11 protein-coding genes are annotated in these 14,652 nt (G+C 71.3%); 7 read left to right on the forward strand and 4 right to left on the reverse strand.

Annotated elements, in window-relative coordinates; all coding sequences use genetic code 11:
- The 5 genes from AC5L38_RS03225 to AC5L38_RS03245 are packed head-to-tail and all read left to right on the forward strand — an operon-like array spanning position 1 to position 6,780.
- Positions 1 to 1,806: an ABC transporter substrate-binding protein gene (locus AC5L38_RS03225; RefSeq protein ID WP_495241220.1), complete on the forward strand. Its 1,806-nt coding sequence runs from the start codon at positions 1 to 3 to the stop codon at positions 1,804 to 1,806.
- The gene (locus tag AC5L38_RS03230; RefSeq protein WP_495241221.1) at positions 1,803 to 3,179 is read left to right on the forward strand and encodes a cation:proton antiporter; all 1,377 of its coding nucleotides are present in this window, start codon (positions 1,803 to 1,805) and stop codon (positions 3,177 to 3,179) included. Before AC5L38_RS03225 ends, AC5L38_RS03230 begins: the two co-directional genes overlap by 4 nt.
- A 1-nt stretch (position 3,180) precedes the next feature.
- Complete coding sequence (locus AC5L38_RS03235; RefSeq protein ID WP_495241222.1) at positions 3,181 to 4,419, forward strand: ATP-grasp domain-containing protein; 1,239 nt, start codon at positions 3,181 to 3,183, stop codon at positions 4,417 to 4,419.
- Entirely contained in the window at positions 4,416 to 5,720 is a 1,305-nt protein-coding gene (locus AC5L38_RS03240) for an MFS transporter (protein WP_495241223.1), read from the forward strand. The genes AC5L38_RS03235 and AC5L38_RS03240 overlap by 4 nt, the downstream gene beginning before the upstream one ends.
- A gap of 13 nt (positions 5,721 to 5,733) precedes the next feature.
- Complete coding sequence (locus AC5L38_RS03245; protein WP_495241224.1) at positions 5,734 to 6,780, forward strand: FAD-dependent oxidoreductase; 1,047 nt, start codon at positions 5,734 to 5,736, stop codon at positions 6,778 to 6,780.
- A 124-nt stretch (positions 6,781 to 6,904) separates the two neighbouring features.
- Here the strand turns inward: AC5L38_RS03245 and AC5L38_RS03250 are convergent, their stop codons facing one another.
- From AC5L38_RS03250 to AC5L38_RS03260, 3 genes are read right to left on the reverse strand one after another with little or no spacing between them, the layout of a single operon-like run.
- Complete coding sequence (locus AC5L38_RS03250) at positions 6,905 to 7,570, reverse strand: hypothetical protein (RefSeq protein ID WP_495241225.1); 666 nt, start codon at positions 7,568 to 7,570, stop codon at positions 6,905 to 6,907.
- Positions 7,571 to 7,614: 44 nt separating this feature from the next.
- A complete protein-coding gene (locus AC5L38_RS03255) occupies positions 7,615 to 8,454 on the reverse strand; it encodes an AfsR/SARP family transcriptional regulator (protein WP_495241226.1) in 840 nt (279 codons plus the stop codon).
- Between the two features lie 41 nt (positions 8,455 to 8,495).
- Positions 8,496 to 8,834, reverse strand: a complete 339-nt coding sequence (locus AC5L38_RS03260; RefSeq protein WP_495241227.1) for a hydroxyisourate hydrolase — start codon at positions 8,832 to 8,834, stop codon at positions 8,496 to 8,498.
- A gap of 259 nt (positions 8,835 to 9,093) precedes the next feature.
- Between AC5L38_RS03260 and AC5L38_RS03265 the strand changes: the two genes are divergently transcribed.
- Together AC5L38_RS03265 and AC5L38_RS03270 are read left to right on the forward strand one after the other, a co-directional pair.
- On the forward strand, positions 9,094 to 9,243 hold the full coding sequence (locus AC5L38_RS03265; RefSeq protein WP_389907698.1) for a hypothetical protein: 150 nt from the start codon (positions 9,094 to 9,096) through the stop codon (positions 9,241 to 9,243).
- A gap of 353 nt (positions 9,244 to 9,596) precedes the next feature.
- Complete coding sequence (locus AC5L38_RS03270; RefSeq protein WP_495241228.1) at positions 9,597 to 12,704, forward strand: AfsR/SARP family transcriptional regulator; 3,108 nt, start codon at positions 9,597 to 9,599, stop codon at positions 12,702 to 12,704.
- Positions 12,705 to 12,998: 294 nt separating this feature from the next.
- Here AC5L38_RS03270 and AC5L38_RS03275 read toward each other — a convergent pair whose 3' ends face one another.
- Positions 12,999 to 14,639 (reverse strand): DUF885 domain-containing protein, encoded by a 1,641-nt coding sequence (locus AC5L38_RS03275; RefSeq protein ID WP_495241229.1) that lies wholly within the window; start codon positions 14,637 to 14,639, stop codon positions 12,999 to 13,001.
- Positions 14,640 to 14,652 lie beyond the last annotated feature (13 nt).

Genomic DNA, 14,652 nt, shown 5'->3' on the forward strand with positions numbered 1-14,652 from the left:
ATGACCCTGAACACCATCGCCCGCCCGAACGTTGAGAGGCCTGTCAAGGGCGGCACGGTGACCTGGGCCTGCGCCCCCGGATTCCCTCCCTCGATCATCTTTCCCTTCACCCCGCCGGAGCGTTTCGGCACCCGCAACCTGCTTGAGTTCCAGATCCTGATGTACCGGCCGCTCTACTTCTTCGGCACGCACGGCACCCCCGAGGTCGACTACGACCTCAGCATCGGCGAGCCGCCGCAGTGGAGCGAGGACGGCCTGACCGTCACCGTCACCGTCAAGCCCTGGAAGTGGTCCAACGGGGAGACGATCTGCGCGGACAACGTCCTGTTCTGGGTGAACATGATGGCGGTCAAGGGCGAGCGCTACGGCGAGTACGTCCCGGGCTGCTTCCCCGACAACCTCGTCTCCTACGGCAAGCTCGCCGAGGACAAGGTCTACTTCACCTTCGACAAGGTCTACTCCAAGCGCTGGGTGCTGATGAACCAGCTCAGCACCATCACCCCGATGCCCAAGGCCTGGGACCGCACCGCCGACGGGCCCTCCGACGCCTCGTTCGGCCTGGAGAACGTCGCGGACGTCTACGACTTTCTGATGGGCGAGAACGGCGGCGTCATCGAGGAGGACAACTCCGACCGGGTGCACTGGGCGACCAGCCCGGTGTGGAGCGTGGTCAGCGGCCCGTGGCGGCTGAAGAGCTACACCATGGAGGGCGTCGTCACCTTCGTCCCCAACGAGCACTACTCCGGGCCGAACAAGGCGCACCTGGACGAGTTCCGGCAGATCCCCTTCATGTCCGACGGCGAGGAGTATCAGAAACTGCTGGAGGGGCCGGACGCGCCCGACGGCATCCAGGTCGGCTACCTGCCGCTGAGCTTCAGCGCCGAGCCGACCGACGACCCCACCAAGGGCGGCCCCAACCCGCTGGGCGACAACTACACGCTGGTCCCGCAGGCGGCCTTCTGCATCCGCTACATCCCGCTCAACTACAACAACCCCACCGTCGCCGGCAAGATGCTCGCCCAGACCTACATCCGGCAGGCGATGCAGCACGCGCTCGACCAGGACCGGGCGTCCCGCGACATCTACCACGGCTACGCCTACCGGCAGGACGGGCCGGTGCCCCGCTACCCGGTCAGCGACCTGGTCTCGCCCACCCTGCAGGGCGCGCCGATCCTGCCCTTCGACGCCGAGCGGGCCCGCGAGCTGCTGGAGGCCAACGGCTGGGACACCAGCACGTTCCCCGCCGTCTGCGTCAACCCCGGCGAGGGCCCCGGCCAGGCCGGCGCGGGCATCCCCGGCGGCACCAAGCTCAGCTTCTCCCTCAGGTACGCCGAGGGACGCCCCGCGCTCACCCGCCTGATGGAGCAGTTCCGCGACGACGCCGTCAAGGCCGGCATCGAGCTGCGGCTGCAGGAGGTCTACGGCTCGGTCCTGGTGGCCGAGGACGCCCCCTGCGTCGTCGGCCCCGACAGCCCCTGCCTGTGGGAGCTGAGCACCTGGGGCGGCGGCTGGGTCTACCACTACCCGAGCGGCGAGATCCTCTTCCGGACCGACGCCGGCGGCAACTTCGGCCACTACACCGACCCGAAGGCCGACGAGCTCATCGACCGCACCCTGACCAGCGACGACCCCGCGGCGCTCTACGAGTACCAGGACTACATCGCCGAGCAGGTCCCCGTCATCTTCATCCCGAACTTCTCCCTGCGGCTGTTCGAGGTCTCCAACAACATCCGCGGCTTCGAGCCGATCAACCCCTTCGGGATGATCAGCCCGGAGAACTGGTACTACGTCGAGAACGGCGAGTGACCGCCGTGACCGTCGCCGCGGCCCCCGTCGCCGTCATCCCCGCCCAGAACCTGATGGTCCTGCTGCTGCAGCTCGGGCTGCTCCTGGGCCTGGCCACCGTCCTGGGCCGCCTCTCCGTCCGCTTCGGCCTGCCGGCTCTGCTCGGTGAGCTCAGCGCGGGCATCCTGATCGGGCCCTCGCTGCTCGCCAACATCGCCCCCGAGTTCTCCGCCTGGCTGCTGCCCACCGACCCGGCCAGATTCCACATGATCGACGCCGTCGGCCAGCTCGGCGTCCTGCTGCTGGTCGGCCTGACCGGCATGCACCTCGACCTGGGCTTCATCCGGCGCCAGGGCAGGAGCGCCGCCTGGATCAGCGGCTTCGGGCTGGTCGTCCCGCTGGTCCTCGGTGTCGGGATCGGGTTCCTGGCCCCCACCGAGATGATCGCCGAAGGCGTCGACCACACGGTCTTCGCGCTCTTCATGGGCGTCGCGCTGTGCGTCAGCGCCATCCCCGTCATCGCCAAGGTGCTCATGGAGATGCGCCTGCTCCACCGCGACATCGGCCAGCTCATCCTGAGCAGCGCCGTCATCGACGACGTGGTCGGCTGGTTCCTGCTCTCGGTGGTCTCCGCCCTCGCCACCGCGGGGGCGCGCACCGGGCAGGCCGCGCTGACCGCGATCGCGCTGCTCGCCGGCCTCGTGGCCGTGTCGGTCCTGTTCGGCCGCAGGGTGGTCGCCAAGGTGCTGCGCCTCGCCGACCGCGGCGGCAGCGCCACCACGATCGCCGCGGTGACGATCATGATCCTGCTCTCGGCCGCCGCCACCCAGTCGATGGGCTTCGAGGCCATCCTCGGCGCCTTCGTCTGCGGCGCGCTCGTCGGCTCCTCGCCGGACCTGAAGGTCGCCAGGCTCGCGCCCCTGCAGACGCTCGTCGCCGCGGTGCTCGCGCCGATCTTCTTCGCGACGGCCGGCCTGCGGATGGACCTGACCGAGCTGGCCAAGCCGCCCGTGCTCGTCGCCGGCGTCGTGGTGCTGACCGTCGCCATCGCGGCCAAGTTCGCCGGCGCCTACCTGGGGGCCCGCATCGCCCGCCGTACGCGCTGGGAGGCCCTCGCGCTCGGCGCCGGACTCAACTCCCGCGGGGTGATCGAAGTGATCATCGCGATGGTGGGCCTGCGCCTGGGCGTCCTCACCACGGCGTCCTACACGGTCATCGTCCTGGTCGCGGTCGTGACCTCGATGATGGCGCCGCCCCTGCTGCGCTACGCGGCGGCCAGGATCGCCCCCACCGAGGACGAGGTCGTCCGCGAGGAGTTCTTCGACACCCTGCAGGGCACCGACGGCGCCGACGGCGCAGCCAAGCAGCTCGTGACCACCGCCAAGGAGGCGTGACATGACCACCGACACCAGACCGCTGATCCTGGTGGTCGCGACGGGGATGCGGCACTACCGCGAGTACCTGCTGCGCTCCATCGCCACCGAGTACCGCGTCCACCTCCTGGTGGCCGCCGAGCCGGGCTGGGAGAAGGAGTACGTCACCGGCTGGACCGTCGTCGCCGACCTGGGCGACGGCCCCGCCCTGGTCACCGCCGCGCTGGAGCTCGCCGCCCGCGAGCCCGTGAGCGGGGTGCTGTGCTGGGACGAGGCCACGATCCTGGCCGCCTCGCACGTCTCGCAGGCCCTCGGCCTGCCGGGCGGCGACACCGAGATGGTGCGCCGCTGCCGCGACAAGCACCTCACCCGCGTCGCGCTCGACGCGCTCGGCGTCCCCCAGCCCAGGTCGCTCGCCGTCTCCACGCTCGACGAGGCCCTGGCCGCCGCCGAGACGGTCGGCTACCCGGCCATCCTCAAGCCGCGCGGCCTGGGCGGCAGCCTGGGCGTCATCAAGGTCGAGGACCCCGGGGAGCTGGCGGAGCGGTTCGCCTTCGTCCACGACCTGCACGTCCCCGGCGGGGCGACGTTCGAGGTCCCCGTCCTGGTCGAGGAGTTCGCCGACGGCCCCGAGGTCAGCGTCGACGCCGTCGTCCAGGGCGGCGTGGTGACCCCGCTCTTCCTCGGCAGGAAGGTCCTCGGCTACGAGCCCTACTGCGAGGAGGTGGGCCACTTCGTCGACGCCCAGGACGAGCTCCTGCACGACCCCGAGTTCCGCCGCGTCCTGCAGGACACCCACACCGCGCTCGGCTTCACCGACGGCTTCACCCACACCGAGGTCAAGCTCTCCTCCCGGGGACTGCGCGTCATCGAGGTGAACGCGCGCCTGGGCGGGGACATGATCCCCTACCTCGGGATGCTCACCACCGGGATCGACCCCGGCCTGGCCGCCGCCGCGGTGGCCTGCGGCCGTACCCCCGCGCTCGCCCCCGAGCGCAAGCTCGTCGGCGGCGTGCGCTTCTTCTACGTCGCCGAGGACGACACCACGATCGAGTCGATCGAGTTCGACGAGGCCGGCCTGCCCCCGGAGATCGACCGGGTCGTCCCGGTGGTCGCCGCGGGCGCGACCGTCTCACCACCGCCCAAGGGCACCCTGTGGGGGCGTATCGCCTACGCCACCGCGCTGTCCCCGACCGTCGACGAGTGCCTGGCCGCGCTGGACGCCGCCGAGGCGCACCTGAAGGTGAAGGAAGCCGCATGACCGCCGTCATCGAGAACGAGAACAACGTCGCCCCAACACCCCCGGACAAGCCGGACGACGGCGTGTTCGCCACCCTGCGAGATTCCCCGCGCGCCGTCAGGGCGCTGCTCTTCGGAGGCTTCATCAGCAGGCTGGCCGCGTTCATCCAGATCTACCTGGTGCTGTTCATGACCGACCGGGGCTTCTCCGCCACCCAGGCGGGACTCGCGCTGGGGGTGTACGGGGCCGGCGCGGTGGTGGGCTCGCTGGCCGGGGGGTCGCTCTCCGACCGGCTCGGCGCCCGGGCGGTCACCCTGATCAGCATGGGCGGCTCGGCCCTGCTGATCGTGTCCATCCTCTACGCCCCGTCCTACGCCATGATCCTGGCCGCGGTCTTCATGGTCAGCACGGTCGGCCAGTTCTATCGACCGGCCGCCCAGACGATGCTCACCGAGCTGACGCCGAGGCACCGGGTCGTGATGATCACGGCGATGTACCGGCTCGGCCTGAACCTCGGCATGACCGCCGCCCCGCTGATCGGCGCCGCGCTGCTGTCGGTCTCCTACAACGCGCTGTTCTGGGGAGAGGCCGCCGCGGCACTGATCTTCGGCGGGATCGTGATGTTCGCGCTGCCCAAGCGTGCCCCGCGCGCCGCGCGAGCCGCGGCCGCGCGGGCGGAGGCGGAGGCCGCGAAGGGGGCGCCCGCCGAGGGCCGCTCCGGCTACCTCGCGGTGTTCGCCGACTGGCGCTACAGCATGTACCTGGTCGCGATGCTGCTCACCTCCATCGTCTACTGCCAGTACACGGCGACCCTGCCGCTGGACATCTCCGCCGCCGGCATCAGCCTGTGGTGGTACGGCGCGGCCGTCTCGCTGAACGGCCTCATCGTCATCACCTGCGAGCTGGCGATGACGAAGGTCGTGCAGAAGTGGCCGATCCGGCTGACCGCGCTGCTCGGGCTCGGTCTCGTCTCGGTCGGCTACGCCATCTACGCGATCTCCCCGCTCCCGATCTGGTTCATGCTCGGCACCCTGGTCTGGACGCTCTCGGAGATCATCGGCGGACCCACCACGTTCGCCTACCCCGCCCTGGCCGGTCCCGAGCGGCTCCGCGGGCGCTACATCGGCGCCATGCAGAGCGTCTTCGGGCTCGGCACCGCGATCGGGCCGGTCATCGGAACCCTGGTGTGGTTCCAGGTGGGGCGCTCGGTGTGGCTGTGGGCGGCCCTGCTCTCCGCGATCGCGACCGTGGCGGGCCTGATCGGCATGCGGGACCCGAACAAGACCGACGAGTCGCGGACCGCGACCGCTTCGGCTACATGAACGGAGGAGTGCGATGATCAAAATCGCCGTCGTGGGTGGCGGGATCGCGGGGGCGATGCTGGCCTGGCGCCTGTGCGAGGTCGTCAGGGGAAGCGCCGTCCACCTCTACACGGGAGAGCCACACCGCAGGGCCGACGCCAGCGCCGCCTCCGGAGGCCTGACCAGGGCCTTCGAGCCCGACGCGGCCCTGTGCCTGGAGGCCGCCGACAGCCTGGCCGAGCTCCACTCGAACCGGGAGCTGCGCGAGTGGGCCTCCTACCGGGAGACCGGCTCGGTGTACCTGCTGCCCGGCCTCGGACCGGGCACCGAGGGCCTGGTCGAGCTGGTACGCAGCCGGCTGCCCGGCTCGATCTCCCTGGTCAGCGGTGCGGAGCTCAGCACCCGCGGCACGTTCCGCGAGCTGCCGGAGGGGAGCGTGGCCGTCGTCGAGAAGCGCGCCGGATACCTCTCCCCGAACGGCTTCCGCGACCGGCTCCTGGTCGAGCTCGTCAGGTCGGGCGCCTTCGTCATCGACGGGCAGGTGGACGGCATCACCGCCGAGGCCGAGGTCCGGCCGTCGGAGGGCAGCCCGGCCAGGTTCGACGCCGTCGTGGTGGCCGCCGGGGCGTGGACCCAGGGCCTTCTCGCCCGCACGGGCCTGACGGACGCGGGACTGCGCACCAAGGTCATCCAGTACGTCCTCGGCCCCTCGGGCGGAAAGGAACCCAACGCGTTCGTCGACGAGACGTCCGGCCTCTACGGCAGGTCGTACTCCGAGGAGAGGATCCTGCTCGGGCTGCCGACCGACAGATGGGACATCAACCCTGGAAGCACGCCGACAGACCCCGTTCTCACCAGCAGGATCCTCGACGTCGCCGAGGCCAGGATCGGATACCGGCCGCCGGGGGGGAGCGTCAAGGCCGTCACCGCGGTCGAGTGCTACCACCCCACGGGCGGGCTGTCGCTGCGTCCCCTGGCCAGGGGCGTCTACACCTTCACCGGGGGGAGCGGCGGCGCCGGCAAGACCGTGCTCGCCGCGAGCCGCACGGCCGCGCGAAGCCTGGTCAGGTCGCTGCGATGAGCGCGGGGACGCGACCCGTCGTCCGGGTCGCGTCCCCGTGACCGTCGCCGGTCGCGAACGTCGCCGTGAACTCGTCCCCGCGGCCGTGAAGGCGGAGCTCAAGGGCCGGTCAGGTCGCCGCGGTTCAGGTCGCCGCGGTGAACGCCAGATAGCAGTAGTCGTCCAGCATCTTCGCCAGCGGCCGCCCGGGACGGCCCAGCTCCACCGCCAGCGCCTGCTCGTCGAGACCCGTCTCGGAGAGCAGGCGCCGCGCCCATTCCCGGCCCGTTCGCAGGTGCGCGCGGTAGGCCTCCGCCGTACGGGCCCCGTGCAGGGCGTCGGCGATGGCGGCGTCCCACGGCATCAGCGCCCGCGGGCGCAGCGCGTGCAGCATCTTGGTCGCGGCGGTCGGTCCCAGGGAGCGGGGTCTGGGCCCGGGGGTCGCCGGCATCGCCGACAGATCCGCGTAACACCCGCCCAGCACCTCGATCTCCGCGTCGCCCAGCGTCGCGAGCACGGCGTCCCGGCCGGGAAGGCGCTCCCCCCAGCGCTCCCACCAGGCGGCGGTCTCCGCGCAGAAGACGTCGCGCTCGCCCTCGCGCGGGTAGCGCAGCCGGCAGCCCCAGGCGTTCAGCCAGACCAGCAGCGCCCGGCGATGGGCCGCGAGCGCGGGGTCGACCCGCGGCCCGGTCGCCAGCAGCAGCCGCTCCCACGACCTGTCGGCCGCGCCGTATCGGGCGAACTCGCCGACCGCCGCGCGCAGGCCTTCCAGATCCGGCCCCCGGCCGGGGGGCGCTGTCGATGGGGCCATCGGCGCTATCGATGGCGCTATCGATGGCGCTATCGATGGCGCCGTCACGGGCGCCGGCCGGTCAGGGGCGGCAGGGTCCGGCCTCGCATGAGCGAGGCCAGCAGCCGCTCGGTGCGCTCGCTCGGCTCCACGCCCAGGTCGGTGCGCAGCCGGTGACGGCACACCTCGTACCAGCTCAGGACGCGGCCGAGCTCGCCCAGCTCGCCGTGCATCATCATCAGCGTCTGGTAGGTGGTCTCGTGGTGGGGGTCGATGTCCAGGGCCCTGCGGCACCAGTGCATCGCGGCCGGCCAGTCCTCGCGCTCCAGGGCCTCGGTGCGCAGCGCGGACAGGGCGCGCAGGGCGGTCCCGCGCATCCACTGCCGCTGCTCGTTGATCCAGTCGCCGCTCTCGCCGGAGAGGAAGTCCCCGGTGTACAGGTCGGCGGTCCGCTGGAACCACGCGATGGCGCTGTCGTGGTCCTTGTCCACCCACGCGGTCCGGCCCCGGTCGAAGGCGCGCTGGAACTCCTCGATGTCCACCCACGCGCTGTTCGTCCGCAGCACGTACCCGTGGTCCTGGTGGAGCAGGGTGAAGCCGTCCCTGTCCTCGAACTCGTTGAGCACCCGCCGCACCCCGTGCACGGCGACCTTGAGCGAGCTGGAGTGGTGCCCCTCCCGCTCCGGCCACAGCACCTCGTGCAACCGGTCCCGGTGGACGAACCGCTCGCGGTTGACCAGCAGGTACTGGAACAGGGCGCGGGACTTGCCGGCGCGCCAGTGCGAGACGGCCTGCCCGTCGACCTCCAGGCGGAAGTTGCTCAGGCACCGGGCGATGACCGAGGGCGTGCCCTCGTCCCGCGCGGAGGAGTCGGAGCCGGATATCACCAATTCTTGAACGGACATGTTCGCTTCCCTTGGCAGGACGGATTCCACCGCTCGCGGACTCACCCGCGGACGCCGAAGCACGTCGAGTACGAGTGTGGCGCCAGCACGACCTGGACGTGGTACGGCATGCGCTCGTCGTGCATCCTGAACATGACCGTGACCTCCGGGTAGGAGGTGGTCATGCCGAGCCCGGCGAAATAGTGGTCGGTGGCGAGGACGAGACGATAGAGCCCGCGCTCCATGAATTCGTCCGTCCATTCTTTGACGTTTCCATCGATGTCGGTCTCGCCCTCGGACACCGGCTCCCAGCCGGCGCCAGAAGAGCGCTCCAGGCGAGCTCGGACACCGGCCGCGGACCGGCCGTAGACGCCGTCAAGTGCCTGCGTGGCGATGCTCATTGAGGTTACCCATCTGCTGGTCGGGACCGCGTGACCCTTATCACGCGGCCTCGGTCACATCAGGTTCCAGGGGAGGGCTATCCATCCGCCTTCGGCCCGCTATCCATCGGCCACCCACCCCTATTCTTTCGCGCCGGATAGGCCGGATGCCGGATCAGAAGGGATCGGATAAGAGGCGGATAGGAGGCCTATTTACGTTTTGAAGCAGACAGGCGGACAGCAGTGAACAGCCTGCAAGACACGAAGAAGAGGTAAGAAAATGCGGGAAATCGTGAGCTTCAGCGCCCTCCGGATCGTCGTCTCCGCCATCGCCGTCCTCGGGTGCCTCGGTCTCACCGCCGCCGTCTCCTCCGCCGCCGACGGGGCCACGAGGACCACGGTGCTCGCCAGCAACACTCCCTGGGGCTGAACTGCGACCCCCGCCCGGCGTCATCGCCGGCGGCGGGGTCCGCCGAAGCGGTCGGAGCCGTCCATGGCCCGGCCGCTTCTTCGTGTCTCAAACCCACCCGTTAGTCGCAAATCGGGCCAGACCTTTACAAATCCCACTGGTTCTCCCACCAGCGACGATGTATGATCCCCGCTGATGATGTTTATGCACATAAATTACCCACTGTGATCGCCGGGCATATGCCTGAAGGTCATGGTGGTGGGGTTGAGTCAATTGTTGCCTGCCTCCATGGGAATGGTCAGGTCACTCGCGTCTCTCTTACACCGACCGTGTGGTGAATTCCTGGACAGGCCGCGATTCTGTAAGGAGATTCGGTGGAGTATCGGATCCTCGGCCCCTTGGAGGTCGTCGCCGGCGCCCAGCGCCTGGATCTGGGAGCACCCCGGCAGCAGGTGGTCCTCTCCTGCCTCTTGCTCGAGGCCAACCGGATGGTCACCATCGGGCGGCTGACAGACGCGATCTACGGTGAGGATCTCCCCAGCACCTCGCGCGCGCAGGTGCAGATCTGCATCTCCTCGCTGCGGCGGCTGTTCGCCGCCAACGGCGGGGCCGACGTCATCGCGACCCACCCCCAGGGATACACCCTGCGGGTCGCCGAGGGGCAGCTCGACTCCCAGAACTTCGAGAGTCTCCTGGGCCAGGCCCGCCAGGCCCGCGACGGCCACCGCCTGGAGGAGGCCGTCAAGCACTATCGGGACGCGCTCGCCCTCTGGCGGGGGCCCGCCCTCGACGGCCAGGAGAGCCGGCTCGTGCAGTCGGCCATCGGCAAGCTGACCGAGCGCCGGATCAACGCGAACGAGGACTGCGTCGATCTGGAGCTGGAGCTGGGCAGGCACCACGAGCTGGTGGGCGAGCTCAGCGAGCTCGTCGAGGAACACCCGCTCAGGGAACGGCTGCGCGGCCAGCTGATGCTCGCGCTCTATCGCTCGGGACGCCAGGCCGAGGCGCTGACGGTCTATCGCCGCGCCCGCCAGACGATGATCGACGAGCTGGGCATCGAGCCCAACGAGAGCCTCCAGCAGCTCGAGTACGCCATCCTCACCTCCGACGAGAGCCTCGACCCGCCGGCGCGGCAGCAGCAGTCACAGCAGCAGCAGCAACACCACCAGCAGCAGCAACGCCACGGGGAGACACAGGAGGCGCCGACCGGCCGCCGGACGGTTCCCCGCATGCTCCCCACCGACATCGCCGACTTCACCGGCAGGATCAAGCTGGTCGAGGCCATCCGCCGCCAGCTCACGTTCGCGGCGGAGGACCGCCAGCGGCTCGCCGTCCCCGTCATCGCCGTCGTCGGCAAACCGGGCATCGGCAAGTCCACGATCGCGGTGCACGTCTCGCACAGCGTCGCCGGCCGCTACGAGGACGGCCAGCTCTTCGCCGACCTGCACGGAGGGGAGTCCCACCCGGTCGGCTCCGGGCAGGTGCTCGAACGCTTCCTGCGCGCGCTGGGCGTGCCGGGCAACGCGATACCCGACGGGGTGGACGAGCGGGCGGAGATGTACCGCGGGCTGCTGTCCGGGCGCAAGATGCTGATCGTCCTGGACGACGCCAGGAGCGAGAGCCAGGTGCTGCCCCTGCTGCCCGGCAACCCCGAGGCCGCGGTGATAATCACCAGCCGGAGCCGGCTCGCGGGCCTGCCCGGCGCCGCCCACCTCGACGTCGGCCTCTTCGACTCCAGGCAGTCGGTGGACCTGCTCGCCCGCATCGCCGGCGTCGAGCGGGTGCAGGCCGAGCGGGAGTCGGCGGCCGAGCTGGCCGACCTCTGCGGGCACCTGCCGCTGGCGCTGCGCATCGCGGGCGCCAGGCTCGCCGCCCGCCCGCACTGGACGATCGACCAGCTCGTGGGACGGCTGGAGGACGAGACCCGCAGGCTCGACGAGCTCAAACACGGGGACCTGGGCATCAGGGCCAGCATCTCCCTGACGTACGAGAGCGTCAGCGAGGACGCGCGCCGCCTGTTCCGGCGTCTGGCCATCCTGGAGTCCCGGCACTTCTCCGGCTGGGTCGCCGCCGCGCTGCTCGACTGCCACCCCTCCGACGCGCAGGACCTGCTCGACGACCTGGCCGACAGCCAGCTGGTCGAGACCACCGACTCCGGGTACGGCGTGCACAGCCAGTACCGCTTCCACGACCTGATCCACGTGTTCGCCCGCGAGCGCCTCGCGGGCGAGGAGGCGATCGCCGACCGCAACGCCGCCCTGGAGAGGGTGCTCGGCGGCCTGCTCTTCCTGACCGGGGAGGCGCACCGCCGGGAGTACGGCGGCGACTACGTGCAGGTCCACAGCGACGCGCCGCGCTGGCCGCTGCCCGACCGGCTGGTCGAGAAGCTGGTCATGGCCCCCCTGCCCTGGTACGAGCGCGAGCGGCTGACGCTGGTCTCCGGCATCCGCCAGGCGGCGCAGGCCGGGTTCGTCGAGCTGTGCTGGGACCTCGCGATCAGCGCGGTCACGCTGTTCGAGTCGAGGATCTACTTCGACGACTGGCGGGAGACCCACCAGGTCGCCCTGGCCGCCGCCCGGCGGGCCGGCGACCGCCGGGGGCAGGCGGCGATGCTCTACTCGATCGGCTCGCTGTACATCGCCGAGCAGCGCTTCGGGGACGCGCGCCGGGACTTCGAGTCGGCGGCCGAGCTGTTCGAGGAGGCCGGGGACGACCTGGGGGTGGCCCTCGTCATCCGCAACATCGCCTTCCTGGACCGGATGGGCGGCCGCCTCGACGACGCGGTGGAACGCTACGAACGCGCGCTGGACATCTTCCGCGGCACCGGCGACCAGGTCGCCTCCGCGTACGTGCTCCACAGCATGGCCCAGATCAGGCTCGACTGCGAGGAGCTCGACGAGGCCAAGCGCCTGCTCGGCGAGGCGCTGGAACTCAGCAGGGTCGGCGGCAGCCGCCGGGTGGAGGCGCAGGTCCTGCACCGGCTGGGCGAGACCTACCTCAGGTCGGGGGAGTTCCCCTCGGCCGCAGAGGTCTTCGAGCAGACGCTCACGACCGTGCGCAACATCGGCGACCCGACCGGCGAGGCGTACGCCCTGCACGGCCTGGGCGTCACGCGGCTGCGCCGGGGCGACCTGGAGGAGGCGGAGGCCACCCTCCAGAAGGCCCTGGAGGTGGCGACCACCGCGGGGGAGCGGCTCGCCGAGGCCAGGGTCGTGCTCGCGCTCGGCGAGCTGGCGCTCGCCGTCGACCAGACCGAACAGGCAATCGGCCGCTTCCACCAGGCCCTCGGCCTGTTCCACAAGATCGACGCGCCACTCCACCAGGTGCGCGTCCTGGTCATGCTCAGCGCCGCCTACACCGCCGTCGGCGAGACGGAGGCGGCGCGCAGCGTCTCGGAGGAGGCCCTCGAAATGGCCGACACGATGCCCGCCGCCATCGCCGCCCGGATACGCGCCCAGCTGGAGGACTCTCCCGTCGCCTGACTCCGTGTCGGTGTCCCGCGCGGTGAACGGCCCGGAACGGGGCGGCCGGGCAGGTCCCGCGACGCCCTGGGCGGCGAACCGCCCGGGGAGGCCCGAGGGCCGGGCCTCCCCGGGCGGTTCGCCGCCGGTCGTACCGCCGCCGGTCGTACCGCCGCCGACCACGCCGACCACGCCGACCACGCCGTCACCGGTCGCGGCGAACCGCCGGTGCTCAGCGGACGCGACGGATCGCCGGTGTTCGGCGGTCGCGGCGAGGGCGCCGGTGTTCGGCAGAGGTGACGAGGGCCCCGGTTTTCAGCAGATGCGGCGCAGGGCCTCCGCCAGGCTGGACAGGCCGACCGGTCCCAGCTCCAGCGCGGCGGTGTGCCAGGCGCGCAGGTCGAAGGCGTCGCCCAAGCGCAGTTTGGCCTCCTCGCGGGCCTGTACCCACGCCCGCTCGCCCAGCTTGTAGGAGATGGCCTGGGAGGGCCAGCCGAAGTAGCGCACCACCTCGGCCTCGACCCGGTGCGGCTCGCAGCGGCCCTGGTCGCGCAGTACCTCGCAGGCCTTCTCGAAGGTCCACTTCGAGCCGTCGGGCAGCGGCAGGTCGAGGTGGACGCCCAGGTCGATGACCACCCGGGCGGCACGCAGGGCCGACCAGTTGAGCATGCCCAGCCGGGTACCGGGCTCGGTGAACCAGCCCAGCTCGTCGGCGAGCCGCTCGGCGTACAGGCCCCACCCCTCGCCGTGACCGTCCACCCAGGAGACCTTGGCGAACCTGGACAGGGTGTCCCCCGCCGTGCGCATCGCGCCGAACTGCAGGTGGTGGCCGGGGACGCCCTCGTGGAAGATCGTGGTCAGCTCGCTCCAGGTGGCGAAGCGGGTCCGCCCGCCGACCGGCCACAGGGTGCGGCCCGGCCGTGACAGGTCCTCGCTGGGCGCGTTGTAGGAGGCCGCGCCGGACGTGGAGCTCACGTCGACCTCGGCCACGATGCGCCGCAGCGGCTCGGGGATGTCGAAGTGCGTGCCGTTCAGCTGCTCGACCGCCCGGTCGTGGCGCTCCTGCAGCCAGGACTGGTACTCCTCCAGGGAGTCGACCGCCTGGGTCTCGTTGAGGATCGCGGTCGCCTCCTCGATGGTCGCGCCCGGCTTGATCCGCTCGACCTCGGCGGCCGTCTCGGCCCCGATGCGCTCCAGCTCCGCCCAGCCCCACTCGTACGCCTCGCGCAGGTCGATGTCGGCGCCCAGGCTGATCCTGGCGGCGACCGCGTAGCGCTCGGGGCCCACCGCGTCGGCCTCGCTCGCCCGGGGCGCGTACTCCTCGCGCAGGTAGCGTCCCGCGAAGGCGTAGGCGTCGTGGGCCGCCGCGGCCGCCTTGAGCAGCTCCTCCCTGACCGGGCCCTCGCCGTAGGTGGCGACGAAGGCGTCGTGCGCCGGGGGAGTACCGCCGGCGCCGGCGAACTGGTCGGCCTGGTCCGCCATGGCCAGCGCCTGCCTGCGGGCGCCCCGCAGGCCCATCTCCAGGCCGGCCTCCAGGCTCTCCCGCCACCCGGCGAGCATCTCCGGGATCGCCGCCAGGCGGGCTGCGACGTCGCGCCACTCGTCGTCGGTGCCGTGGGGAAGGAGGACGACGCTGGAACGCACCCGGTAGGGCAGCCCGTACGGCGCCGCCACCCAGCGGAGCGGCTCTCCCATGTCGTGCCAGGCGAGCTCGGCCTCCAGCCGCTCCCGCAGATGGGTGGCCGCCCTGACGTCCGGCTCACCGGTCGGCACCAGCTCGTCGAGACGCTTCAGGGTGGAACGGATCAGCTCGGCCCGGGCGGCGCTCCCGGCCGGGCTGTGGTCGGTGGCGGCCACGAAGTCGGACACGATGCCTTCGGCACCGGCCGCGATCGGGTCGAGCGCCGCCCAGCGGGTGACGTACTCGTCGCAAAGCTCAAAGATCGGAGTGCTCATGTCCCGGACCGTA

It is taken from the genome of Streptosporangium nanhuense (assembly GCF_059358815.1).

Excerpts from the sequence above, each read along its gene's own strand:
- AC5L38_RS03225 (WP_495241220.1), top strand. The coding sequence starts at position 1 with ATGACCCTGAACACCATCGCCCGCCCGAACGTTGAGAGGCCTGTCAAG.
- AC5L38_RS03245 (WP_495241224.1), top strand. The coding sequence starts at position 5,734 with ATGATCAAAATCGCCGTCGTGGGTGGCGGGATCGCGGGGGCGATGCTG.
- AC5L38_RS03260 (WP_495241227.1), bottom strand. The coding sequence starts at position 8,834 with ATGAGCATCGCCACGCAGGCACTTGACGGCGTCTACGGCCGGTCCGCG.
- AC5L38_RS03250 (WP_495241225.1), bottom strand. The coding sequence starts at position 7,570 with ATGGCCCCATCGACAGCGCCCCCCGGCCGGGGGCCGGATCTGGAAGGC.
- AC5L38_RS03255 (WP_495241226.1), bottom strand. The coding sequence starts at position 8,454 with ATGTCCGTTCAAGAATTGGTGATATCCGGCTCCGACTCCTCCGCGCGG.
- AC5L38_RS03240 (WP_495241223.1), top strand. The coding sequence starts at position 4,416 with ATGACCGCCGTCATCGAGAACGAGAACAACGTCGCCCCAACACCCCCG.
- AC5L38_RS03275 (WP_495241229.1), bottom strand. The coding sequence starts at position 14,639 with ATGAGCACTCCGATCTTTGAGCTTTGCGACGAGTACGTCACCCGCTGG.
- AC5L38_RS03265 (WP_389907698.1), top strand. The coding sequence starts at position 9,094 with ATGCGGGAAATCGTGAGCTTCAGCGCCCTCCGGATCGTCGTCTCCGCC.
- AC5L38_RS03235 (WP_495241222.1), top strand. The coding sequence starts at position 3,181 with ATGACCACCGACACCAGACCGCTGATCCTGGTGGTCGCGACGGGGATG.